This window comes from Massilia sp. CFBP9026 (assembly GCF_034045165.1).
In the GTDB taxonomy this organism is placed as follows: domain Bacteria; phylum Pseudomonadota; class Gammaproteobacteria; order Burkholderiales; family Burkholderiaceae_D; genus Telluria; species Telluria arenae.
Map to the genome: position 1 here is coordinate 277190 of NZ_JAXCWH010000006.1, position 22866 is coordinate 300055.

Consider the following 22866-nt stretch of genomic DNA (forward strand, 5'->3'; position numbering starts at 1 on the left):
CATTTTTCGTTTTTGCTGTCTGGTTGTTTGTTGCAAGGCCATTTCTTGATGGCCCGTGGTGAGAGGTGAACGACAGCTCCTGAAAATCTGTCGGTAAAATGAAAGGGATTACCCAATGTTTAATAAAGTTACGAAAACCTTCCAGTACGGTCAACACACGGTCACCCTGGAGACGGGTGAAATCGCGCGCCAGGCAAGCGGCGCCGTCGTCGTGTCGGTCGAAGACACCGTCATCCTGGCAACCGTGGTTGCTCGCAAGGACGCCAAGCCGGGCCAGGATTTCTTCCCGCTGACCGTCGACTACATGGAGAAAACGTACGCTGCGGGTAAGATCCCTGGCGGTTTCTTCAAGCGCGAAGGCCGTCCTTCCGAAAAAGAAACGCTGACCTCGCGCCTGATCGACCGTCCGATCCGTCCGCTGTTCCCGGAAGGCTACCTGAACGAAGTCCAGGTCATCATCCACGTGCTGTCGGTCAACCCTGAAATCGATCCGGACATCCCAGCGATGATCGGCGCCTCGGCAGCCCTGTGCATCGCCGGCATCCCGTTCGCCGGTCCGATCGGCGCCGCCCGCGTCGGCTACGCGAATGGCCAGTACATCCTGAACCCGACCACCACCGAGCTGAAAACCTCGCAGATGGACCTGGTCGTGGCCGGTACCGAAACCGCCGTCCTGATGGTGGAATCGGAAGCCCAGCAACTGTCCGAAGAAGTCATGCTCGGCGCGGTCGTGTTCGGCCACGAGCAAATGAAGGCCGTGATCGACGCGATCCACGACCTGGTCGCCGAAGGCGGCAAGCCGGAAGTCGAATGGGCGCCGGCGCCAAAGAACGAAGAACTGATCGCCCGCGTTGGCGAACTGGCCGGCGCCAAGGTCCGTGACGCCTACCAGACCCGCGAAAAATCGGCGCGCCAGCAGAAGCTGAAGTCGCTGTCGTCGGAAGTGATGGCCGAGCTGTCGGCACAAGGCGTCGCCGCCGATGCTGGCGATGTCGGCAACATCCTGTTCGACATGGAAGCCAAGGTCGTGCGTTCGCAGATCCTGGACGGCGAGCCACGCATCGACGGTCGCGACACCCGCACCGTGCGTCCGATCTCGATCCGCTCGAGCGTCCTGCCGCGCACCCACGGCTCGGCCCTGTTCACCCGCGGCGAAACCCAGGCGCTGGTCGTTGCCACCCTCGGCACTGCCCGCGACAGCCAGAAGATCGACGCGCTGATGGGCGAGTACACCGACGACTTCATGATGCACTACAACATGCCTCCGTTCGCCACCGGCGAAACCGGTCGCGTGGGCACCCCGAAGCGTCGCGAAGTCGGCCACGGCCGCCTGGCCAAGCGCGCGCTGATCGCTGCGCTGCCTAACCCTGAAGACTTCAGCTACTCGGTCCGCCTGGTCTCGGAAATCACCGAGTCGAACGGTTCGTCGTCGATGGCCTCGGTCTGCGGCGGCTGCCTGGCGCTGATGGACGCCGGCGTGCCGATGAAAGCGCACGTGGCCGGTATCGCCATGGGCCTGATCAAGGAAGGCGGCAAGTTCGCAGTCCTGACCGACATCCTGGGCGACGAAGATCACCTGGGCGACATGGACTTCAAGGTTGCAGGTACCGCCGCTGGCATTACCGCACTGCAGATGGACATCAAGATCCAGGGCATCACCAAGGAAATCATGCAAGTGGCGCTGGCGCAAGCCAAGGAAGGCCGCCAGCACATCCTGGGCGAAATGCAGAAGGCCATGCCGACCGTGAAGACCGAGCTGTCGGACTTCGCACCGCGCCTGATCACCATCCGCATCAATCCTGAAAAGATCCGTGACGTGATCGGCAAGGGCGGCGCCGTCATCCGCGCGCTGACCGAAGAAACCGGCACCCAGATCGACATCAGCGACGAAGGTGTGGTCACCATCGCGTCGGTCGACGCCGCCGCCGGCCAGGAAGCCAAGCGCCGCATCGAAGAGCTGACCGCATCGGTCGAAGTGGGCAAGACCTACGACGGCACCGTGCTCAAGCTGCTGGACTTCGGCGCGATCGTGCAAGTCATGCCAGGTAAAGATGGCCTGCTGCACATCTCGCAGATCGCCAACGAGCGCGTCAACGCCGTTGCCGACTACCTGAAAGAAGGCCAGCAAGTGCGCGTCAAGGTCCTCGAGACCGACGAGCGCGGTCGTCTGAAACTGTCGATGAAGGCGGCTGATCCGGTTGAAGGCGCAGCGCAGTAATCCTGTACCCGCAGCGGTTCGCCGCTGAATGAAAAAACCGCCAGTGCGTGAGCCTGGCGGTTTTTTTATTTGGCGTTCGCTATGTATGTTTTCGCACGGAACGGTTCGATTCCCGGTTCTATGCTGGGCTCGTGGATTGGATAAATACAAACCACGGGACCGCAGACACCGGCGCCGGGATGGCGATGGGCGCCGCTGTCGACAAGGATGATAGCAAGACCAGTCATGTCCTGCGGCCGGACCTGACCGGGCATGGGCACCACACGAATCATGAAGACCCCTACGCAGACGTCGAACGATGGAATCACTGGCGACATTCCAGGGTCAACGAAGAAACGACGCAGCGGCGCGACCTTGTCGGTGGCTGCGTGGAAGCAGTTCATTGGCGTCGCCAAGCCTTACTGGCTGGGCGACGAGAAGGGCAGGGCGTGGCTGCTGCTCGCGCTCCTGATCGTGCTGATGCTGGTGGAAACCAAGCTCGCGGTCATGCTCAACGACCAGGCCGGGGAAATGACCTCGGCGCTGGCAGGCCGGGATCGCCCCCGTTTCTGGACCTCGGTCCAGGCCTGCCTGGTCGTCCTGGCGTTCGCCGTGCCGATCTATGCCTTCTACTACTATATGCGCGACCTGTTCGCGAACCAGTGGCGGCGCTGGCTCACCCGACGCTTCCTCGATGGCTACCTCGGTGGACGCAAATACTACGAGCTCGGGTCGAACCGCGAGATCGACAATCCGGACCAGCGCATCAGCGAGGATGTCAACACCTTCACCGGTCGCTCCATCCATTTCATGCTCATCTTCCTTGGCTCGCTGATGCAGCTGGTCGCCTTCAGCGCCGTCCTGTGGTCGATCTCGCATGTGCTGGTGGGCGTGCTGGTCGCCTATGCACTGGTGGGGACGATGGTGGCGCTGTACGTGTTCGGCAATCCACTGATCCACCTGAATTTCTGGCAGCTGCGGCGCGAGGCCGATTTTCGGTTCAGCCTGATACGCGTGCGCGAAAACGCCGAGTCGATTGCCTTCTATGGCGGCGAGGCGCAGGAGCGCGCCCGCATCGACAACAAGTTCAACAAGGTCATCCATAATTTCTCGCGCCTGATCAAGAAGCAGCGCGCACTCAACCTGTTCCAGCGCACCTTCAGCCAGCTCACCCTGGTGCTGCCGTTCGTGATCCTGGCCGATGCCGTGCTGTCGGGCCAGCTGGAGGTCGGACGCGCTGTGCAGGCTGCCGGCGCCTTCACTGCGGTCCTGACGGCGGTGGGCGTCATCGTCGACAACTTCGAAAGCCTGAGCCGCTTCGTGGCGGGAATCGGGCGCCTGCAGACCCTGTCGAGCCATGTGCTGCCGGCGCCGCAATCGGCGAGCGAACCGGCATGTGATCCGTCATCGCGTATTCAACGCACGCCCTGCTCGCACCTCAGGATCGAGTCGCTTACGCTGTGCCCGCCACAATCCGAACGCGTCCTGATCAAGGACCTGACGCTGGCGGTGCAGCCCGGCGATGCCTTGCTGATCACTGGTGACAGTGGATGCGGAAAAAGCTCGCTGCTGCGCGCGATCGCCGGCCTGTGGCACCAGGGCAGCGGCACGATCCACCATCCGCCGCGCGAGGACTGCTTCTTCCTGCCGCAGCAGCCGTATATGCAGCCGGGCACCCTGCGCAGCCAGCTCATCTATCCCAGCGACCGCACCGACCTGAGCGACGAGCAGCTGCTGGCCATCCTGGAGCAGGTGCACCTGCCTTATCTGGCCGGCCGCGTCGGCGGCCTCGATGCCGTGCTGGATTGGGAAAAACTGCTGTCGATCGGTGAGCAGCAGCGGCTGGCCTTCGGGCGCGTGCTGGTGCACGAGCCGCGCATCGTCATCCTCGACGAAGCCACCAGCGCGCTCGACAGCGCCAACGAGTCGTCGCTGTACAAGCGCCTGCGCGACAAGGGCACGACGCTGGTCAGCATCGCCCACCGCGCCGGTGTGCTGCGTCACCATACCCATGTGCTGTGGTTGACGGGGGATGGCGGATGGGAGGTGCATGCCGCCGGTGATTATCAGTTTGACGTGACGATGCCCCGTGCCAGCGTCGCCCAGGGAGTGCCAGTATGGCCGTCGCGCGACACAGTGATGGCGAGCTAGGCCGGCAACTCGCGCATGAATCAAACCACCAGTGCGCGAGCCTTGCGGTTTTTATACGGCCTGCCTGTTCGGATCGATCCGCAATTTTGTGTGAGAAAAGGACATTGGCGCGCGGGATATACTTGGGCGGTCTCGATACGGTCCGGCTTATGCATCCTGATAAAGAAAAACGGATAGCGCTATGGTGGCCCAACAGGCGTGACGCGATCCGCTGGATCGTGGGCACTCCCTGTATATGCGTGTTCTGGCTCGGGATGATGTTGCTGTTTGAAGGGGAGCGGGTCGCAAGCTGGTCTGACCGCGATCAATGGATGACTGTCATGCTCGTGTTCGGTAGTGGATGCGCGACGGTGGTGCTCGTGTTTATCATGGGGAGGCAGCGCCTAGAGATCGATGGCACGACGATACGCTCGGCAAACCCGAGAACCTGGTACCGCTGGCGCACCATCGACGCGCATGAGGTGGAAGAGATGGAGGTCAGCCTGGGTGGCCGCGGAAGCATGCTTGCTGTGCTCAGGTTGAAACTGGCGCCAGCGCCGCACCGGCAGTGGAACAGGCTCGAGGTGGTGGCTGTGTTTGCCGGGTCCGAGGACGATACCATCGACAACCGGTTTTTTCTGCCTGTCGCAGAAGTAGTGGCAGCGGCCAAACCGTCGATCCGGATCGCCCATCTACCACCGAATTACAAAGGCGCCCTGAATTATTTGAGGGCCGCAAACCGCTCGCCGCCAATATGAAAAGATTGCAGTGCTAGCAGCTCTCCTGGGATGTGCCGCTGTGTTCCCCCCAGCTGTTGCGCATTGGTCCGATTACCCTGATTGATCATTCGTGCAAGTCCGCGGCATAGGCAATCTCCTTTTGCGCATCGAGCCGGGCCAACCGTTCCGTCAGGGCGGTGCGAATCGATTGATACGCGGTCGAGCCCAGTGTGATGCGGCGCGGTGCCGGCGCCTGGCCCGCCGAGTCGATCATGATCTCGACCATCCGCACCCCGTCGCCCCTGAGCTTGAAGCTGCCATCCGCCAGCGCCCGTCGCACCCCGCCGGACGGCGTGTCGGCATACTCCGGCATGGCCGGCGCCGCATCGAGACCTGCCGCGAAGTTGGTCGGCGTCGGCCCAGGTTCTGCCAAGGTGAACTCGATACCGAACGGCGCGACTTCCTGCGCCACCGATTCCACGAACCCTTCTATGCCCCATTTAGTGGCGTGATACACGCTGAAGTTCGGATAAGCCATCTGGCCGCCTTCCGACGAGACCTGGATCACCCGTCCGCCACCTTGCGCGCGCAGATGGGGCAGGGCGGCGCGGATCAACTGGATCGATCCGAGCAGATTGGTATCGAGCTGTCGCTTCACTTGCGCGTCGGTCAACTCCTCGGCCGCGCCGAACAGGCCATAGGCCGCATTGCTGACGACGACATCGATGCGCCCCAGTTCCGCGAAGGTGCGCGCCATCACGCTGCGGATCGCCGCATCGTCGGTGACGTCGAGCTGCGCTACCCACAGCTGCCCGGGATGCCGTTCCTGCAGCTCGGCCAGCACGGCAGGATTGCGCAGCGTGGCCGCAACGCGGTCGCCCCGCGCCAGCAATTGTTCGGTCATGATGCGGCCAAAGCCGGTCGAGGTGCCGGTGATGAACCAGGTGCGTTGCATGGTCGTTCTCCTTGTCTTGGTGGTCGCCGGATGGCTGCCTTGAAAACAGAATAGACGAACGCATTGCTGTTATCATCCATCCAATCTCGCATGCATTAGTGAAGGAGCGCCATCAATGTCCCAGCCCGACCTCGACAGCCTGCGCGCCTTCGTGGCCATCGTCCATCGCCGGAGCTTTCGCAAGGCCGCCGACGAACTCGGCGTATCTCCCTCGACCCTGAGCCACATGATGCGGGTGATGGAAGAAAAGCTGGGCGTGCGCCTCCTGAACCGCACCACCCGCAGCGTGGCGCCGACCGAGGCCGGTGAGCACTTCCTGCGCCGGCTCGAACCGGCGCTGCGCGAACTGGGCGCCACGCTGGAAGACGTCAACGGTTTTCGCGAGCGACCAGGCGGCAGCCTGCGCATCAACACGGCCGAACCGACGGCGCGCTGGCTGCTCCAGCATGCGGTGCCGGTGTTCCAGGAACGCTATCCGGAGGTGTCGCTCGACCTGTTCGTCGAGAATGGCCTGGTCGACATCGTCGCCGCCGGCTTCGATGCGGGCGTGCGATTGCTCGAGGCGGTCCCGCAGGACATGCACGTCGCTCCGTTCGGCGCGCCGGTGCGTTTCATGCCGGTCGCATCGCCCGCCTACCTGGCGGCGCGCGGCACGCCGCAGGTGCCAGACGATCTGCTGCAGCACCAATGCATCCGCATGCGCATGCAGAGCGGGAAGATCTATCGCTGGGAGTTCGCGCGCCACGGCCAGGCCTTCGCGCTGGACGTGCCGGGCACCCTGGTCCTGAACCAGGTCGGGCTGATGGCCGAGGCCGCCATCGCCGGACGTGGCATCGCCTACGTGCCGGACACGACCGTGCGCGATCATTTGCAGGAAGGCCGCCTGGTACCTTTGCTGGAGGACTGGTGCGAACCGTCGTCCGAGCTGGCGCTGTACTATCCGGGACATCGCCACGTGCCGGCGGCGCTGCGCGCCTTCGTCAAGGTGCTGCAGGAGGTGTACGCACCGGCGTGAATCCTGGATCGATTCCGTTACGCGATATGCGGGAATCGCAGCGAACGGTACGAATGTGCTTGACCCTGTAGCGGCTACAGGGTATTTAATAGCTGGTAGAAAAAATTGGCCGACCGGCCCTGCGCTACCTGACCACCCTGACGCGATGCGACGCCTGCTCCTGATACTCCTGCTGCTCATGATGCCACTCCAGGCCGCCTGGGCCGCCGGCGCGCCGTATTGCACTCATGACGAACAGACCATGCATCCGGGTCACCACGTTCACAAGCATCCGCCATCGAGTAACCAGGACGATGGCACACCGGGCGAGCATTGCGACGATTGCGACGCCTGCCACCACCTGACGGCGAGCGCCGTGCTGTCCGCACAACCCAATCTGCCGCTGCCCAAGGGCGCCCCGCATATGCGTGGTGAATTGCGGCGCTACGTCTCCCACGTCCCCGACCTGATTCCTCCGCCAGACCGCCCGCGCCGCGCCTGAGGCGGCGGGGACTTTCACAGAGCCGCGTGACGCGGCAACGCCATCGCACCCGCCGGACATCCACTCGTTCGGAGCATCATCATGAAACATCGTTTGACACCGCTGCTGGCGGCGTTCGCGCTCGTCTGCGCGTGCGTGCCCGCAGCGGCATGGTCATCACCATTGACCCTGGAAGCGGCCATCGACCTGGCCCTGCGCGCCAACCCGACCCTGCGCGCGGCCGGCAGCGAAGTGGCGGCGCAAGAGGGCGCGCTGACCCAGGCCGGGACGCTGCCCAATCCCGAGCTCGAGCTGCTGCGCGAAGGCGAGGGTAGTGGCAACCGCACCACGACCGCCACCCTGAACATTCCCATCGAACTGGGTGGCAAGCGCAGCGCGCGGGTCGATGCGGCACGTCAGGAAAGGCAACTGGCGACGATCGCACTGGAGACGGAACGGGACAAGGTCCGCGCCGATACCGCCGCCGCCTTCCACGACGTCGTCGCGGCGCAGGAACGCGAGCGCATGGCCCAGGAACTCGTCGCGCTCGCCGGCCGCGCGCTGGGCGCAGCCGGCAAACGGGTCGAGGCCGGGACCTTGTCGCCGGTGGAAGAGACCCGCGCCCGCGTGGCCCAGGGCAGCGCCCGGATCGAGGCGCTGCAGGCGGGGCGCGACCTGGAAGGCGCGCGCATCCGCCTGGCCGCCCTGTGGGCCGGCGATGCGCGCCAGCTCACCATCGTCGCGCCGCAAGCCGCCGCGCTGCCCCTGGCGCCGCCGCTGGACAAGCTGCTGGCGCAGCTCGACCAGGCGCCCGCGATGCGCCATGCGCGCACCGAGGTGGGCCACCGCGAGGCGCTGGCGCGGCTCGAGCGCGCGCGGCGCACGCCCGACGTCAACGTGATCGTCGGCGCCCAGCGCGAAGGGCCGGACACCCGCAACCGCGCGGTGCTAGGTTTGTCGGTGCCGCTGCCGCTATTCAACCGCAACGACGGCGCCGTGCTCGATGCGCTGCGCCGGGTCGACAAGGCGCGCAGTGAGGCAGATGCGGCAGGAGCGCGCCTGCGCGCCGAACTGGCCCAGGCGCATGCGCGGCTGACGGCAGCGCTGGCCGAATGCGCGCTGATTGCCGACGAGGTGCTGCCCGGCGCCGAAGATGCCCAGCGCGCTGCCAACCGCGGCTTCGAGCTGGGCAAATTCGGACTGATCGACGTGCTCGACGCCCAGCGCGTGCTGGCCCAATCGAAGAACCAATACCTGAACGCCGTCGCGGAGAGTCATCGCGCGGCGGCCGATATCGCACGGCTGCTGGGACATGCAGCCGTCCAGGAGAATCCATGAACAAGCAGCAAAGCAAGGTCATCGCCATCATGCTGGCGATCGCCATCTTCCTCGCCGCCATCGTGCTGTTGCGCGACCGCGCCCCAGGCGGTGCGGATGAACACGACCATCAAGAGAAGCAGGAACACACGGACGAACACGGCGAAGAAGGTCACGCGGACGACGGCGTGATCCGCTTCACCGAGCAGCAGGTCGGCGTGGCCGGCATCACGATCGCCAAGGCCGGCCCGGTCCACCTGGACACCTTCATCCGCATGCCCGGCCAGATCGCGCTCAATGAAGATCGCACCGCCCACGTGACGCCGCGCGCCGCCGGGGCGGTCAGCGAAGTCAATGCCACCCTCGGCGAGAAGGTGCGCAAGGATCAGGTGCTGGCCAGCGTCGCCAGCGCCGACGTGGCGGCCCAGCGCGGCGCGCTGACGACGGCCGAGCGCCGGCTCGCGTATGCGCGCAAGATCCATGCGTCCGAAAAAATGCTGTGGGAAGAGAAGATATCGGCGCGCCAGGACTTGCTGCGCGCCGAACAGGAATTGCACGAAGCGGAGATCGCCGTGCAGAGCGCGCGCCAGCAGTTGCAGGCGCTCGGCGCACGCGACGCCGGTTCGTCCAATCTCCTGAAAATCCGGGCGCCGTTCGATGGCGTCATCGTCGAAAAACACATCACGATGGGTGAAGTCGTGGGCGCCGATACCCGCGTGTTCACGCTTACCGACCTGTCGACCGTATGGGCCGACGTGGTGGTGCCGGCACGCGACCTGGACATCGTCCGGGTCGGCACCGATGCCGTGATCCGCTCGATCGCATCGAACACGACGGCGCCGGGCAAGGTGTCGTATGTGAGTTCGCTGGTAGGCGAGGAATCGCGCTCGGCCAAGGCGCGGGTGGTGCTCGACAATCCGGGCGCGGCCTGGCGTCCGGGGCTGGCGGTGAACATCGACATTGTCACCGGCTCGAGCGACGTGCCGGTGGCGGTGGCGCGCCAGGCGATCCAGACGGCGGACGGGCGGCAGGTCGTCTACAAGCGGGTCAAGGAAGGTTTTGTCGCGCAGCCGGTGGCCACCGGCCGCTCGGATGGACGCTTCATCGAGGTCACCTCCGGCTTGAACGCGGGCGACGCCTATGCGGCGGCCGGTAGTTTCGCGGTCAAGGCGGAGCAGGGCAAGGGGGAGGGCAGTCATGAACACTGAGCAGCCGAACCAATCTACAACCCTGTTCGACCGCCTGATCGCCACCGCGATCGCGCGCCGCTGGCTGGTGATGCTGGCCGTGCTGGCGATGGCCGGCATCGGCGTCTACAACTATGGCCGCCTGCCGATCGACGCGGTGCCGGACGTGACCAATGTCCAGGTGCAGATCAATACCGCGGCGCCGGGATATTCTCCGCTCGAGACCGAGCAGCGCATCACCTATCCGGTCGAGGCGGTGCTGTCGGGCCTCCCGCATCTTGAACAGTTCCGTTCCCTGTCGCGTTACGGCCTGTCGCAGGTGACGGTGGTGTTCGAGGAGGGCACCGACATCCAGTTCGCGCGCCAACTGGTCAGCCAGCGCCTGCAGGACGCGCGCGAAGGCCTGCCTGCCGGCGTGATCCCGACCCTCGGCCCGATCGCGACCGGCCTGTCCGAGATCTACCAGTGGACCGTGGAGACCGAGCCGGGCGCGAAGAAGCCGGACGGCACGCCGTACACGCCGACCGACCTGCGCGAGATCCAGGACTGGATCATCAAGCCGCAGCTGCGTACCGTGCCGGGCGTCACCGAGATCAACTCGATCGGCGGCTTCGACAAGGAATACCTGGTGGCGCCGAACACGGCCACTTTGTCGTCCTATGGGCTGGAACTGGCCGACATCGTGAATGCGCTGGAGCGCAACAACAGCAACGTCGGCGCCGGCTACATCGAGCGCGAAGGCGAGCAATACCTGGTGCGCGCGCCGGGCCAGGCCGCGTCGATCGACGACATCGGCAATATCGTCGTTACCAGCATTCGCGGCATCCCGGTGCGGGTGCGCGACGTGGCCGAGGTGACGATCGGCCAGGAGCTGCGCACCGGCGCCGCCACCGAGAACGGGGTCGAAGTGGTGCTCGGCACCGTGGTGATGCTGATCGGCGAGAACAGCCGCGCGGTGTCGAAGGCGGTCGACGCGCGCATGCTCGAGATCAACCGCAGCCTGCCGAAGGGCGTCAAGGCCGTCACGGTGTACGACCGGACGGTGCTGGTCGAACGGGCCATCGCCACGGTGCGCAAGAACCTGGTGGAGGGCGCGATCCTGGTGGTGGCGGTGCTGTTCTTCTTCCTGGGGAACCTGCGCGCTGCGCTGCTCACCGCCATGGTGATCCCGCTGGCGATGCTGTTCACCTTCAGCGGCATGGTCGGCAACAAGGTCAGCGCCAACCTGCTCAGCCTGGGGGCGCTGGACTTCGGCATCATCGTCGACGGCGCCGTGGTGATCGTCGAGAACTGCGTGCGGCGCCTGGCCGCGGCCCAGCACCGGCTGGGACGGGTCCTCACGCGCGAGGAGCGCTTTGCCGAGGTGTTCGAGGCGGCGCGCGAGGCGCGCCGGCCGCTGATCTACGGCCAGCTGATCATCATGATCGTCTACCTGCCGATCTTCGCCCTGACCGGCATCGAGGGCAAGATGTTCCACCCGATGGCCTTCACCGTCGTGTTCGCGCTGCTGGGCGCGATGATCCTGTCGGTGACCTTCGTGCCGGCCGCCGTGGCGCTGTTCATCGGCCGCTCTGTCGAAGAAAATGAAAGCCGCGTGATGGGCGCCGCGCGCCGCTGGTATGCGCCGGCGCTCGACTATGCGCTGGCCAACCGCGCCGTGATGCTGGTGTTCGCGGCCGTGGTGATCGCGCTTGCCGCCCTGATGGCTACGCGCCTGGGTACCGAGTTCGCGCCCAACCTCGACGAGGGCGATATGGCGGTGCTGACGATGCGCGTGCCCGGCACGAGCCTGACCCAGTCAGTGAAAATGCAGCAGCAGATCGAGACCACCCTGATGAGCGAATTCCCCGAGATCGCGCGCGTGTTCGCCCGCATCGGCACCGCCGAGATCGCGTCCGATCCGATGCCGCCCAATGTGGCCGACAGCTACATCATCTTCAAGCCCGAGAAGGAGTGGCCCAAGCCGAGGCGTTCGCGCGCTGAAGTGGAAAGCGCGATCCGCACGACGCTCGAGGGCCTGCCCGGCAATAATTATGAGTTCAGCCAGCCGATCCAACTGCGCGTGAACGAATTGATCTCGGGCGTGCGCAGCGACGTCGCCGTCAAGCTGTTCGGTGACGACCTGGGCGTGCTGGAGGCCACCGCGGGCGAGATTGCCGCCACCTTGCGCCGGGTTCCGGGCGCCAGCGAAGTGCAGGTGGAGCAGACCAGCGGGCTGCCGATGCTGCAGATTCGCGTGGACCGCGAGCGCGCCGCACGCATGGGCCTGAACATCGGCGACGTGCAGGAAATGATCGCGACCGCCACCGCCGGCCGCGCCGCCGGCACCCTGTTCGAGGGCGACCGCCGCTTCGACATCGTGGTGCGCCTGCCGGAATCCGTGCGCGGCGACATCGACGCGCTGCGCCGGCTGCCGGTGGCGCTTCCGGGCAGTGCGGAGGGAACCCGCAGCTTCATCGCCCTGGGCGAGATTGCCACCTTCGAGGTGGCGCCGGGCCCCAACCAGCTCAGTCGCGAGCAGGGCAAGCGCCGGGTGGTGGTCAGCGCCAATGTGCGCGGGCGCGACATCGGTTCCTTCGTCGCCGTGGCCCAGGAGCGCATCGCGCAGGAGGTGCGCATCGCGCCCGGCTACTGGATCGCCTGGGGCGGCCAGTTCGAGCACCTCGCGAAGGCGGCCGAGCGCCTGCAGCTGATCGTGCCGGCCTCGCTGCTGCTGGTCTTCGTCCTGCTCTACCTGGTGTTCAACAATGTGCGCGACGGCCTGCTGGTGTTTACCGGGATCCCGTTCGCACTGGCCGGCGGCGTGGCGGCCCTGTGGGCGCGCGGCATTCCGCTGTCGATTTCGGCTGCGGTGGGGTTCATCGCCCTGTCCGGGGTGGCGGTGCTCAACGGCCTGGTGCTGATTTCCTTCATCCGGGGGCTGCGCGAGGATGGGATGTCGGTGCCGGAGGCGGTGCGCCAGGGGGCGCTGGCGCGCCTGCGGCCGGTGCTGATGACGGCGCTGGTCGCTTCGCTCGGCTTCGTGCCGATGGCGCTGGCGGTCGGCACCGGGGCCGAGGTCCAGCGGCCACTGGCCACGGTGGTCATTGGCGGGGTGCTGTCGTCGACCGTCCTGACCCTGCTTTTGTTGCCGGTTTTGTATGAATGGACGCATCGGGAACGGCCTATACGGGTCGTTTCGCCATTCGTGCGTGGGTTTTTTCGCGGGGACAGCAAAAATATCCCATAGACAACCGTGCGCCACATATTGCTCTATTTGAAAATGGTATAGTTGGATGTTTAACAGAATTCGCCCGTGCCGGCGGCCAGCCGGCCCCGGCGCAGCGCCAATCACCATTACAAGGGATCAGACAGATGAGCATGAAGGATTACGCGGATCGCATCAGCCAGACAATCCTGGACCAGGAGGCCGCCATCGGCGCCGAATGGCTCGCCCAGCTCGAAGCGCTGAGCGTGCGCAGCAACGCCGCCGCGCGCGAGCAGCTGCGCTCGCACTGCAACCAGTTCCTGAAAGCGTTCGCCGCCGCCACCCGCAGCGGCGAACTCGAGAACATCCAACACCGCTCGTGGGATGAGGTGCGCGACCTGCTGGCCGAGATCTCGTCGACCCGCGCCAAGTCGGGCTCGACTCCGAGCGAGACCGCCACCTTCGTATTCTCGGTCAAGCAGCCGCTGTTCAGCCGCCTGCAGGAGGCGTTCGCGGACGATCCGGCGGGACTGGCCGCGGCGACGTGGATCACCACCAACCTGCTCGACAAGCTGGGCCTGTACACCATCGAGGTGTTCCAGAAGACCAAGGACCAGATCATCGTACGCCAGCAGCAGGAGCTGCTCGAGCTGTCCACGCCCGTGGTCAAGCTGTGGAACGGCATCCTGGCGCTGCCGCTGATCGGCACCCTGGATTCGGCCCGCACCCAGGTGGTGATGGAAAACATCCTGCAGAAGATCGTCGACACCGGCGCCATCATCGCCATCATCGACATCACCGGCGTGCCGACCGTCGACACCCTGGTGGCGCAGCACCTGATGAAGACCATCGCCGCCGCGCGCCTGATGGGCGCCGACTGCATCATCAGCGGCATCCGTCCGCAGATCGCGCAGACCATCGTGCACCTGGGCGTGAACCTGGAAGACGTGATCACCAAGGCCACCCTGGCCGACGCCTTCCTGGTGGCGCTCGAGCGCACCGGCGCCGCAATCACCATCAAGCAAGCCTGAGGTCCGCGCCATGGAACGCATCCCGATCCTGCGCATGGGCGACCTGCTCCTGGTGACGATCCAGGTCGACATGCACGACCGGCTCGCCATGCAGCTGCAGGACGACCTGACCGAGCGCATCGTGAGCGACGGCGCCAAGGGCGTCCTGATCGACATTTCGGCGCTCGACCTGGTCGACTCCTTCATCGGCCGCATGATCAGCAATACCGCCGCCATGGCGCGCGTGCTGGACGCGCGCACCGTGGTGGTGGGCATGCAGCCGGCGGTGGCGATCACGCTGGTCGAGCTGGGCCTGACCCTGCACGGCGTGAAAACCGCGCTGAACGTCGAGAAGGGCATGGCCCTGCTCGGAAAGAGCTATAAATAATGGTCGGCGCGCATACCGATGCGGTCCAGTTCGAGACGCATCTGCTCGACCATCACCGCCAGCAGCGCACGGCGCGCGTGACCCTGCCGTTGCGTTCGGACGTCGACGTGGTGGGCCTGCGCAAGCAGGTGCGCGAGCGCGCGGTGGCAATCGCGCTGTCGCTGGTCGACCAGACCAAGCTGGTGACGGCCGCCAGCGAACTGGCGCGCAACACGATCAAGTACGGCGGCGGCGGCGAAGTGCATTTCGATGCGCTCGACGACGGCCTGCGCAAGGGCATCGGCCTGCTGTTCGTCGATGCCGGGCAAGGCATTCCCGACATCGACAGTGCCTTGCGGGATGGTTTTACTACCGGAGGTGGCCTGGGCCTGGGCCTGGGCGGCTCCAAGCGCCTGGTCGACGAATTCGACATCGACAGCCGTCCGAAGGAGGGCACCGCGGTGCTGATCGTCAAATGGAAACGCTGATCAGTTCGCAGTCCCCGCAGTATGTCTTCGCCGTTTCCCACGCCAGCGACGTCGCCGCGGTGCGCCGCGCCGGACAGAAGGTGGCCGATTCGCTGGGTTTCAACGAAACCCGCGCCGGCCAGCTGGCCCTGATCATTACCGAAGCGGCCACCAATATCCTCAAGCACGCAGGCGAGGGCGAAATCCACGTCGGTCCCGCGCAGTCCCCTAGCGGCATCGGCGTCGACGTGCTGGCGCTCGATAAAGGTCCGGGCATCGCCGACCTCGCCAGCAGCCTGGTCGACGGCGTCTCGACCGCCGGCACCGCCGGCACCGGCCTGGGGGCCCTGCACCGCCTGTCCGACGAATTCGATGTGTATTCCACGCCCGGCGAGGGCTCCGTTTTCTTCATGCGCCTGTGGCGCGACGTGCCCGGCCCGACTCCTTGCGGGGTCGAGGTGGGCGCGCTGTGGACGCCGATCCGGGGCGAGGAGGCTTGCGGCGACGGCTGGGCGGTCGCCTGCGAGGCTTCCGGCGCGACGCTGCTCGCCGCCGATGGACTGGGACACGGTCCGGACGCGGCGCGCGCCGCCAACGCCGCCATCGGCGCCCTCGAGCGGCGCGGACCGGTCGGGGCGAGCGAGATGATGCACCTGGCGCACGAGGCCTTGCGGCCCACGCGCGGCGCGGCGCTGGCCGCCGCGCGCATCGATTTCGATGCCGACGAGCTGCGCTTCGCCGGTGTCGGCAATATCGGTGCGGTCGCGTTCGACCAGACGCGCCGCGCACTGGTGTCGCACAACGGCATCGTCGGCCACAATATGCGCAAGATACAGGAGTTCGCCGTGCCGTTCGGTCCCGGCGCGCTGTGCGTCCTGCATTCGGACGGCATCGAGACCCGCTGGGACCTGGACAAGTACCCGGGTCTGCAGGGACGGAGTCCGGCCCTGATCGCGGCGGTGCTGATGCGCGACTACATCCGCGGCCGCGACGATGCGATGGTGCTCGTGGTGCGGCGCCTGGCGGGGGCGGGATGACTGCCCAGCGCATCCTGAACGTCGGCCTGGACAGCGACCAGGACGTGGTGCTGGTGCGCCAGCGCGCGCGCCAGATCTCGGCGCTGCTGGGCTTTTCGCAGCAGGACCAGGTGCGCATCGGCACCGCCGTCTCGGAAGTCGCGCGCGGCGCCAGTCTCCAGGGCCGCGGCGGCAGGGCGCTGTTCCAGCTGGGCGAGAAGGATGGTCGCCAGTACCTGGAGGTGCTGCTCAGCGGCGGCGCGGGTAGTGGCAGCCCGGCCGCGACCGACGAGGTCGAATCGCTGCGCGAACTGGCGATCGTCACCGCACACCGCCTGATGGATGCCTGCGAGGTCGATCCCGGCGAGGCCGGCGCGTCGACCGTCACGGTACGCAAGATGCTGCCGCGTCACGAACATGTGACGGGCGCCAGGCTGGCCGAAATCGGCGCGCGCCTGGCCGACACCCCGGTATCGAACCCGGTGCACGAGCTGCAGCTGCAGAACCAGGAATTGTTGTCGACCCTGGCCGAATTGCGCGAGCGCCAGGACGACCTGATGTCGCTGACGCGCGAACTGGAAGACACCAATCGCGGTATCGTGGCCTTGTACGCCGAGATCGAGGACAAGGCCGAGCGCCTGCGCCGCGCCGACGAAATGAAGTCGCGCTTCCTGTCCAATACCAGCCATGAATTGCGCACACCGCTGTCGTCGATCCGCGCGCTGGCCCAGCTGCTGCTGGACCGCATGGATGGCGACCTGACCGACGAGCAGGAACGCCAGGTGAAGTTCATCTCCACCGCGGCGGCCGACCTGTCGGAGCTGGTCAACGACCTGCTCGACCTGGCCAAGATCGAGGCCGGGCGGGTCGAGACTCACGTCGAGCCGGTGGTGGTCGAGAACCTGTTCCGCGCCCTCAAGGGGATGCTGCGTCCGCTGGTGGACGAAGCACGCGTGGAGCTGATCTTCGAGCCGTCCGGCATCGAGGAGCCGTTCTATTCCGATGAAGGAAAAATCTCGCAGATCCTGCGCAACTTCATCTCTAACGCATTGAAATTCACCGAGCATGGCTCGGTGCTGGTATTCGCGGCTCACGATCCGGAAGCCGACACCATCGCCTTCGCGGTGGCCGACACCGGCATCGGCATCAGCCAGGACAATCTGCAGCTGATCTTCGAGGAGTTCAGCCAGATCGAGCATCCGCTCCAGCGCCGCAGCAAGGGCACGGGCCTCGGCCTGCCGCTGTGCCGCAAGCTGGCCGACCTGCTCGGGGGACGGGTCGACGTATCGAGCACGCCGGGCGTCGGCTCGACGTTTACACTGACCTTGCCGCGCACCTTGCCCAACACTACGCCGAAACCGCCCATGGATCCTGATGGAACCGCATCATGAATAGTCATCCGACCCAGATTCTCAACGTTGACGACAACGATGGGGCCCGCTACGCCAAGACCCGCATCCTGCAAAGCGCCGGTTTCGACGTCATCGAGGCCGCCAACGGCACCGATGCGCTCGACATGGTCAAGCGTCTGTCGCCGGCGCTGGTGCTGCTCGACGTCAAGCTCCCCGACATCAACGGCATCGAGGTGTGCCGCCGCATCAAGGCCGAATCGGACAGCAGCAGCGTGCTGGTGCTGCAGACCTCGGCCGCGCTGACCGGCCGCGCCGACAAGATCCGTGGCCTGGAGGGCGGCGCCGACAACTATCTGGCGGCGCCGATCGAGGCCGATGAGCTGATCGCCAACGTCAACGCGCTGCTGCGCATGCGCCGTATCCAGGTCGACCTGCGCGACAGCGAAGAGCGCTTTCGCCAACTGACCGACAATATCGACGACGTGTTCTGGATGTTCTCGGTGCCGGCACGCGCGCTGGTCTATGTCAGCCCGGCCTACGCCCCGATCTGGGGTCTCAGCGCCGAGTCGCTGCGTGACGATCCCGGCGGCTGGCTCGAGGCCGTGCACGCCGACGACCGCGCGCGCATGACGGCGCGCTGGGAGCGCCTGGCGCAAGAGCCTCACTACGACGACGAATTCCGCATCCATGGCGCCGACGGCCAGCTGCGCTGGGTGCGCGACCGCCTGTTCCCGGTGCGTAACTCGCGCGGCGAGGTGTACCGGGTGGCGCGCATGAGCAGCGACATCACGGCGCGCAAGGAGATGGAGGCGCTGCTGCGCACCGCCGACAGCAACAAGAACCAGTTCCTGGCCACGCTGGCGCACGAGCTGCGCAATCCCCTGAGCCCGATTCGCAACGCGGCAGCCCTGCTCGGCGCCAGCGGCGAGGGCGCGGCCGAGCGCCAGGCGCGCGCGCGCGACGTGATCACACGCCAGGTCGACCATCTGGCCCATCTGGTGGATGACCTGCTCGACGTGGCGCGCATTTCGGAAGGCAAGATCGTGCTGCGCAACGAAGAAGTGAACCTGAGGAGCGTGATTGCGCAGGCGATCGAGACCGCTGCCCCGCTGATCGCCAGCCGCGGACACGACCTGGACGTGCGTCAGCCGGACGAAGACCTGTGGGTGACGGGCGACCCGGTGCGCCTGGCCCAGTCGGTCGGCAACCTGCTGCACAACGCGGCCAAGTTCACGCCGGCCCGCGGCGTGATCATCCTGGGCGTGGAAGTGAGCGGCGAGGGAGAGGACCAACGGGTGCGCATCTCGGTGCGCGACAACGGGATCGGCATCGACGCCGACAACCTGCCGCGCATCTTCGGCATGTTCGCCCAGGCCGCGGTGCCGCCGGACCGCGCGCCGGAAGGGCTGGGCATCGGCCTGTCGCTGGTGTCGCACCTGGCCGAGCTGCATGGCGGCCGGCTCGAAGCGGCCAGCCCCGGCATCGGCCAGGGCAGCACCTTCACGATCGAACTGCCGCTACTGCACGCCGCGTCCGGCGCGCCCGCGGCCGCGCCGCAGGAAGCTGCGGACAGCAGCGACGCCGGCGGCATGCGCGTGCTGCTGGTGGACGACAACGTCGACGCGATGGAGATGATGGGCTTCCTGCTGGCCGAGATGGGCTACCAGCCGGTCACCACGGCCGACGCCAGCGAGCTCGAGGCGCTGGCGCTGCGCCACAAGCCGCAGGTGATCGTGCTCGACATCGGCCTGCCGGGCGTGGACGGCTACCAGGTCGCGCGCCGCATCAAGGGCAACCCGGACCTGGCGCACATCCGCCTGGTGGCGCACACCGGCTACGGCTCACCCGAAGACCGGCGCCGCGCGCAGGAGGCGGGTTTCGATGCGCACCTGGTCAAGCCGGCCGAGTTGTCCGATCTGGAAGCGGCGCTGCGGGGCTGACATCACCCGCAACGTCGTTCCCGCGGAGGCGGGAACCCAAGTGCGCTCGCAATTACGCTGCGCGCGACGTATCGACTACGCAGGCTAACTTGGGTACCCGCCTTCGCGGGTACGACGATTACGCTAGCAGCGCCACCGCCTTCACCTGCGCCCACAGCGCACACCCAGGTTCCACCCCCAGCTCGCGCCGCGAGCGCTCGGTGATGCGCGCCAGCAGCGTGGTCTCGCCGATCTTCAAACGCACCAGCACCTGGCCCGGCGCCGCCGCCGGACCCACAGCATCGACGACGGCCGGCAGGATGTTGGTGATGCTGCTGCCGCGCGGGCGCTCGAGCGCCAGGCTGACGTCGCGCGCATGGATGCGGCAGCGCACCCGGCTGCCAATGGCGGCGTCACGCCGGCCGACCAGCAGCACGCCGCCGGGGAAGGCCAGGTGCGACAGGCCGTCGTCATCGCGCCCGGTGAACACGGTCTCGATCATCACGCCGGCATCGTCCTCGAAGTTCGCGGCCAGGTCGAGCCGCGCCAGGGTGTCGGCCAGCGGACCGCTGGCCAGCACGCGGCCCTGTTCCAGCACCACCAGGTAGTCGGCCAGGCGCGCCACTTCGTCGGCCGAGTGGCTGACGTAGACCACCGGCAGCGCCAGCTCGTCGTGCAGGCGTTCGAGATAGGGCAGGATTTCCTGCTTGCGCTTCATGTCGAGCGCCGCCAGCGGTTCGTCCATCAGCAGCAGGCGCGGCGAGGCGAGCAGGGTGCGCGCGATCGCGGCGCGCTGGCGTTCGCCGCCGGACAGCGTCGCCGGGCGCTTGTCCAGCAGATGAGCGATGCCGAGCAACTCGGTGACTGGCCCGATTTCGAAGCGGCGCGCGCCCGGCGGCAGGCGCTTGAGGCCGAACTCCAGGTTGGCGCGCACGTCGAGATGGTCGAACAGGCTCGCCTCCTGGAACACGTAGCCGATGCCGCGCCGATGGGTCGGCACGTACACGCCGCGCGCATCGTCCTGCCAGGTTTCGTCGCCCACGGCGATGACGGCGCCGGGCGCGCGTTCCAGGCCGGCCAGGATGCGCAGCAGCGTGGTCTTGCCCGAGCCGGAATGGCCGAACAGGGCGCTCACGCCGTGGTCGGGCAGGTCGAGGTCGGCGTCGAGGGCGAATGCGCCCCGATCGAGTCTTACCTTGATGCGTATGCCGCTCATCGGCGTGTCCCCCTGACCGATTGTGGATACAGCGTGTACAGCACCAGCAGCACCACGAACGAGAACACCAGCATGCCGCCGGCCAGCCAGTGGGCTTGCGCGTACTCCATCGCTTCCACGTGGTCGTAGATCTGGGTCGAGACCACGCGTGTCTTGTCGGGGATGTTCCCGCCGATCATGAGCACCACGCCGAACTCGCCGATGGTGTGGGCGAAGCCGAGGATGGCGCCGGTAACGAAGCCGGGCCGCGCCAGCGGTACCACCACCGACCAGAAGGTGTCCCAGGGACTGGCGCGCAGGGTGGCCGCCACTTCCAGCGGCCGCGTGCCGACCGCCTCGAAGGCGTTCTGCAGTGGCTGCACCACGAAGGGCAGCGAATAGAAGACCGAACCGATCACGAGACCCGTGAAGGTGAACGACAGCGTGCCCAGGCCCAGCGCCGTGGTCAGCTGGCCGAGAGGGCCGTTGGGGCCCATCGCCAGCAGCAGGTAGAAGCCGATCACGGTCGGCGGCAGCACCAGCGGCAGGGCCACCACCGCCCCGACCGCGTGCCGCAGCCTGGAGTGCGTGCGCGCCAGCCACCAGGCCAGCGGCGTGCCGAATACCAGCAAGAGCAGGGTGACGACCGTGGCCAGCCTGAGGGTCAGCCAGATCGCGGCGAAGTCGGACGAATCGAGCACCTCAGACTTCGTAGCCGAAGGTACGGATCAGCGCTTTCGCCTTGTCGGTACGCAGGTATTGCAGCAGCGCCTGGGCAGCAGGATTCTTCGCGCCCTTGGCCAGCAGCGCGGCGTCCTGGCGGATCGGCTCATGCATATTGGCCGGGACGATCCAGCCCGAGCCCGAGGTGAACTTGCCGTCGCGCCAGACCTGGGCCTGGGCCACGAAGCCCAGTTCGGCGTTGCCGGTGCTGGCGAACTGCCATGCCTGGGCGATGTTCTCGCCCTGGACGATGCGCGGCTGCACGGTGTCGTACAGGCCGAGCTTTTGCAGGGTGGCGACGGCGGCGGCGCCATACGGCGCGGTCTTCGGGTTGGCGATCGCCAGGTGCTTGTAGCTGCCGGTCTTGAGGACGTTGCCGTTGGCATCGACGACGCCATCCTTCGCCGACCACAGCACCAGGCGGCCGGTGGCATAGGTAAAGCGGCTGCCGGCCACGACCTTGCCTTCGGTTTCCAGCTTGGCCGGGGTTTCGTCGTCGGCCGCCAGCAGCACCTCGAACGGCGCGCCGTTGCGGATCTGGGCGTAGAACTTGCCGGTGGCGCCGCTGGCGACGATGGCCTTGTGGCCGGTGTCGCGCTGGAACTCGGCGGCCAGCTTTTCCATCGGGCCTGCGAAGTTGGCGGCGACCGCGACCTGGACCTCGCCGGCATGCGCCGTCCCCGCGATGGTCAGTACGGCGAGCAGGCTGGCAAGGCGTTTCATGTGTTTTCTCCGGATAGGGATGGGACATCGTGGTAGCCTGCCGTATTGATGAGCAAGCGCTATGTATTAAAGTATATAGCGAAACTTCGGACGGCAACAGATGAGTACGGAAGACAAGGAAATCGCCCTCGAGGGCAAGGTCTGGATGACGGTCGGCGGCGAGAACCTCGGCGGCGGCAACCGGGTCGAACTGCTGGCCGCGATCGGGCAGCTCGGCTCCATCACGGGCGCGGCCAAGGCGGTGGGCCTGAGCTACAAGGCGGCCTGGGATGCGATCGACACGATGAACAATCTCGCGGGCGAGGCGCTGGTGGAGCGCGTCACTGGCGGCAAGGGCGGCGGCGGCACGCGGCTCACGGCGCGCGGCCAGCAGCTGGTGGACAATTTCAGGACGATCGAACAGGTGCACAATGATTTTCTCGAACGACTCAACCGCCAGGCCGGCGCCGTGGCCGACGACCTGGCACTGTTTACGAGGTTCAAGATGAGGACGAGCGCACGCAACCAGTTCTTCGGCACGGTGGCCCGGGTGGCGCGCGGCGCCGTCAATGACGAGGTCGAGCTCGGGATCGCGGGCGGGCAGACGATCGTCGCCATCGTCACGCGCGAAAGCGCCGAGAACCTCGGCTTGGCGCCAGGACGGCAGGCCTTTGCGCTGATCAAGTCGTCGTCGGTGATCGTGATGACGGCCGGCGAAGGCGCGCGGCTGTCGGCGCGCAATCAGCTCCAGGGCCAGGTCACGCGGCTGATGCGCGGTGCGGTCAATTCCGAAGTGGTGATCGAACTGGCGGGCGGCGGCAGCGTGGCGGCCACGATCACCAATGACAGCGCTGATGCGCTCGAACTGGCCGAGGGCGTGGCGGCGACCGCGCTGTTCAAGGCCTCGAGCGTGATCCTGGGTGTGCCGGAGTAACTGCGCTGAACAAA

Annotated in this window: 19 protein-coding genes; 15 read left to right on the forward strand and 4 right to left on the reverse strand. The window is 66.5% G+C overall.

The window, feature by feature from the left end; all coding sequences use genetic code 11:
• Nucleotides 1–115: 115 nt before the first annotated feature.
• The 3 genes from pnp to SOM28_RS16775 all read left to right on the forward strand — a co-directional run bounded on the left by pnp (nucleotide 116) and on the right by SOM28_RS16775 (nucleotide 5085).
• A complete protein-coding gene (pnp, locus tag SOM28_RS16765) occupies nucleotides 116–2218 on the forward strand; it encodes a polyribonucleotide nucleotidyltransferase (protein ID WP_320468778.1) in 2103 nt (700 codons plus the stop codon).
• A gap of 270 nt (nucleotides 2219–2488) precedes the next feature.
• Nucleotides 2489–4348 (forward strand): ABC transporter ATP-binding protein/permease, encoded by a 1860-nt coding sequence (locus SOM28_RS16770; RefSeq protein ID WP_320468779.1) that lies wholly within the window; start codon nucleotides 2489–2491, stop codon nucleotides 4346–4348.
• A 122-nt stretch (nucleotides 4349–4470) separates the two neighbouring features.
• Entirely contained in the window at nucleotides 4471–5085 is a 615-nt protein-coding gene (locus SOM28_RS16775) for a hypothetical protein (protein WP_320468780.1), read from the forward strand.
• 85 nt (nucleotides 5086–5170) lie between these two features.
• Here SOM28_RS16775 and SOM28_RS16780 read toward each other — a convergent pair whose 3' ends face one another.
• The gene (locus SOM28_RS16780) at nucleotides 5171–6001 is read right to left on the reverse strand and encodes an SDR family oxidoreductase (protein ID WP_320468781.1); all 831 of its coding nucleotides are present in this window, start codon (nucleotides 5999–6001) and stop codon (nucleotides 5171–5173) included.
• Between the two features lie 115 nt (nucleotides 6002–6116).
• Here SOM28_RS16780 and SOM28_RS16785 point away from each other — a divergent pair, with 115 nt between their 5' ends.
• From SOM28_RS16785 to SOM28_RS16835, 11 genes are all read left to right on the forward strand, one after another.
• Entirely contained in the window at nucleotides 6117–7016 is a 900-nt protein-coding gene (locus SOM28_RS16785; RefSeq protein WP_320468782.1) for a LysR family transcriptional regulator, read from the forward strand.
• Between the two features lie 145 nt (nucleotides 7017–7161).
• Nucleotides 7162–7497, forward strand: coding sequence for a DUF2946 family protein (locus tag SOM28_RS16790; RefSeq protein WP_123070697.1), 336 nt, complete (start codon nucleotides 7162–7164; stop codon nucleotides 7495–7497).
• Between the two features lie 81 nt (nucleotides 7498–7578).
• On the forward strand, nucleotides 7579–8814 hold the full coding sequence (locus SOM28_RS16795; RefSeq protein WP_320468783.1) for a TolC family protein: 1236 nt from the start codon (nucleotides 7579–7581) through the stop codon (nucleotides 8812–8814).
• Nucleotides 8811–10001 (forward strand): efflux RND transporter periplasmic adaptor subunit, encoded by a 1191-nt coding sequence (locus SOM28_RS16800; RefSeq protein WP_320468784.1) that lies wholly within the window; start codon nucleotides 8811–8813, stop codon nucleotides 9999–10001. Before SOM28_RS16795 ends, SOM28_RS16800 begins: the two co-directional genes overlap by 4 nt.
• A 22-nt stretch (nucleotides 10002–10023) precedes the next feature.
• Nucleotides 10024–13209: an efflux RND transporter permease subunit gene (locus SOM28_RS16805; protein WP_320468873.1), complete on the forward strand. Its 3186-nt coding sequence runs from the start codon at nucleotides 10024–10026 to the stop codon at nucleotides 13207–13209.
• Between the two features lie 125 nt (nucleotides 13210–13334).
• Complete coding sequence (locus SOM28_RS16810) at nucleotides 13335–14198, forward strand: STAS domain-containing protein (protein ID WP_320468785.1); 864 nt, start codon at nucleotides 13335–13337, stop codon at nucleotides 14196–14198.
• 10 nt (nucleotides 14199–14208) lie between these two features.
• Nucleotides 14209–14565, forward strand: a complete 357-nt coding sequence (locus SOM28_RS16815) for an STAS domain-containing protein (RefSeq protein ID WP_027867697.1) — start codon at nucleotides 14209–14211, stop codon at nucleotides 14563–14565.
• A complete protein-coding gene (locus tag SOM28_RS16820; RefSeq protein ID WP_320468786.1) occupies nucleotides 14565–15032 on the forward strand; it encodes an anti-sigma regulatory factor in 468 nt (155 codons plus the stop codon). Before SOM28_RS16815 ends, SOM28_RS16820 begins: the two co-directional genes overlap by 1 nt.
• A complete protein-coding gene (locus SOM28_RS16825) occupies nucleotides 15020–16048 on the forward strand; it encodes an ATP-binding SpoIIE family protein phosphatase (RefSeq protein WP_320468787.1) in 1029 nt (342 codons plus the stop codon). The genes SOM28_RS16820 and SOM28_RS16825 overlap by 13 nt, the downstream gene beginning before the upstream one ends.
• Nucleotides 16045–17418 (forward strand): sensor histidine kinase, encoded by a 1374-nt coding sequence (locus tag SOM28_RS16830; RefSeq protein WP_320468788.1) that lies wholly within the window; start codon nucleotides 16045–16047, stop codon nucleotides 17416–17418. The genes SOM28_RS16825 and SOM28_RS16830 overlap by 4 nt, the downstream gene beginning before the upstream one ends.
• Nucleotides 17415–19319, forward strand: a complete 1905-nt coding sequence (locus SOM28_RS16835) for an ATP-binding response regulator (RefSeq protein ID WP_320468789.1) — start codon at nucleotides 17415–17417, stop codon at nucleotides 19317–19319. Before SOM28_RS16830 ends, SOM28_RS16835 begins: the two co-directional genes overlap by 4 nt.
• Before the next feature lie 118 nt (nucleotides 19320–19437).
• On the opposite strand, the gene modC is transcribed toward SOM28_RS16835, so the two are convergent.
• Genes modC through modA form a run of 3 tightly spaced genes read right to left on the reverse strand, consistent with a single transcriptional unit; the run spans nucleotide 19438 to nucleotide 21939 of the window.
• Entirely contained in the window at nucleotides 19438–20514 is a 1077-nt protein-coding gene (gene modC, locus SOM28_RS16840) for a molybdenum ABC transporter ATP-binding protein (protein ID WP_320468790.1), read from the reverse strand.
• The gene (gene modB / locus SOM28_RS16845; protein ID WP_123067852.1) at nucleotides 20511–21194 is read right to left on the reverse strand and encodes a molybdate ABC transporter permease subunit; all 684 of its coding nucleotides are present in this window, start codon (nucleotides 21192–21194) and stop codon (nucleotides 20511–20513) included. The genes modC and modB overlap by 4 nt, the downstream gene beginning before the upstream one ends.
• A gap of 1 nt (nucleotide 21195) precedes the next feature.
• Complete coding sequence (gene modA, locus SOM28_RS16850) at nucleotides 21196–21939, reverse strand: molybdate ABC transporter substrate-binding protein (protein WP_320468791.1); 744 nt, start codon at nucleotides 21937–21939, stop codon at nucleotides 21196–21198.
• 100 nt (nucleotides 21940–22039) lie between these two features.
• Between modA and SOM28_RS16855 the strand changes: the two genes are divergently transcribed.
• The gene (locus tag SOM28_RS16855; RefSeq protein WP_320468792.1) at nucleotides 22040–22852 is read left to right on the forward strand and encodes a TOBE domain-containing protein; all 813 of its coding nucleotides are present in this window, start codon (nucleotides 22040–22042) and stop codon (nucleotides 22850–22852) included.
• Nucleotides 22853–22866: the final 14 nt, after the last annotated feature.

Excerpts from the sequence above, each read along its gene's own strand:
- pnp (WP_320468778.1), top strand. The coding sequence starts at position 116 with ATGTTTAATAAAGTTACGAAAACCTTCCAGTACGGTCAACACACGGTC.
- SOM28_RS16770 (WP_320468779.1), top strand. The coding sequence starts at position 2,489 with ATGAAGACCCCTACGCAGACGTCGAACGATGGAATCACTGGCGACATT.
- SOM28_RS16780 (WP_320468781.1), bottom strand. The coding sequence starts at position 6,001 with ATGCAACGCACCTGGTTCATCACCGGCACCTCGACCGGCTTTGGCCGC.
- SOM28_RS16785 (WP_320468782.1), top strand. The coding sequence starts at position 6,117 with ATGTCCCAGCCCGACCTCGACAGCCTGCGCGCCTTCGTGGCCATCGTC.
- SOM28_RS16790 (WP_123070697.1), top strand. The coding sequence starts at position 7,162 with ATGCGACGCCTGCTCCTGATACTCCTGCTGCTCATGATGCCACTCCAG.
- SOM28_RS16795 (WP_320468783.1), top strand. The coding sequence starts at position 7,579 with ATGAAACATCGTTTGACACCGCTGCTGGCGGCGTTCGCGCTCGTCTGC.
- SOM28_RS16800 (WP_320468784.1), top strand. The coding sequence starts at position 8,811 with ATGAACAAGCAGCAAAGCAAGGTCATCGCCATCATGCTGGCGATCGCC.
- SOM28_RS16810 (WP_320468785.1), top strand. The coding sequence starts at position 13,335 with ATGAGCATGAAGGATTACGCGGATCGCATCAGCCAGACAATCCTGGAC.
- SOM28_RS16815 (WP_027867697.1), top strand. The coding sequence starts at position 14,209 with ATGGAACGCATCCCGATCCTGCGCATGGGCGACCTGCTCCTGGTGACG.
- SOM28_RS16820 (WP_320468786.1), top strand. The coding sequence starts at position 14,565 with ATGGTCGGCGCGCATACCGATGCGGTCCAGTTCGAGACGCATCTGCTC.
- SOM28_RS16825 (WP_320468787.1), top strand. The coding sequence starts at position 15,020 with ATGGAAACGCTGATCAGTTCGCAGTCCCCGCAGTATGTCTTCGCCGTT.
- SOM28_RS16830 (WP_320468788.1), top strand. The coding sequence starts at position 16,045 with ATGACTGCCCAGCGCATCCTGAACGTCGGCCTGGACAGCGACCAGGAC.
- SOM28_RS16835 (WP_320468789.1), top strand. The coding sequence starts at position 17,415 with ATGAATAGTCATCCGACCCAGATTCTCAACGTTGACGACAACGATGGG.
- modC (WP_320468790.1), bottom strand. The coding sequence starts at position 20,514 with ATGAGCGGCATACGCATCAAGGTAAGACTCGATCGGGGCGCATTCGCC.
- modA (WP_320468791.1), bottom strand. The coding sequence starts at position 21,939 with ATGAAACGCCTTGCCAGCCTGCTCGCCGTACTGACCATCGCGGGGACG.
- SOM28_RS16855 (WP_320468792.1), top strand. The coding sequence starts at position 22,040 with ATGAGTACGGAAGACAAGGAAATCGCCCTCGAGGGCAAGGTCTGGATG.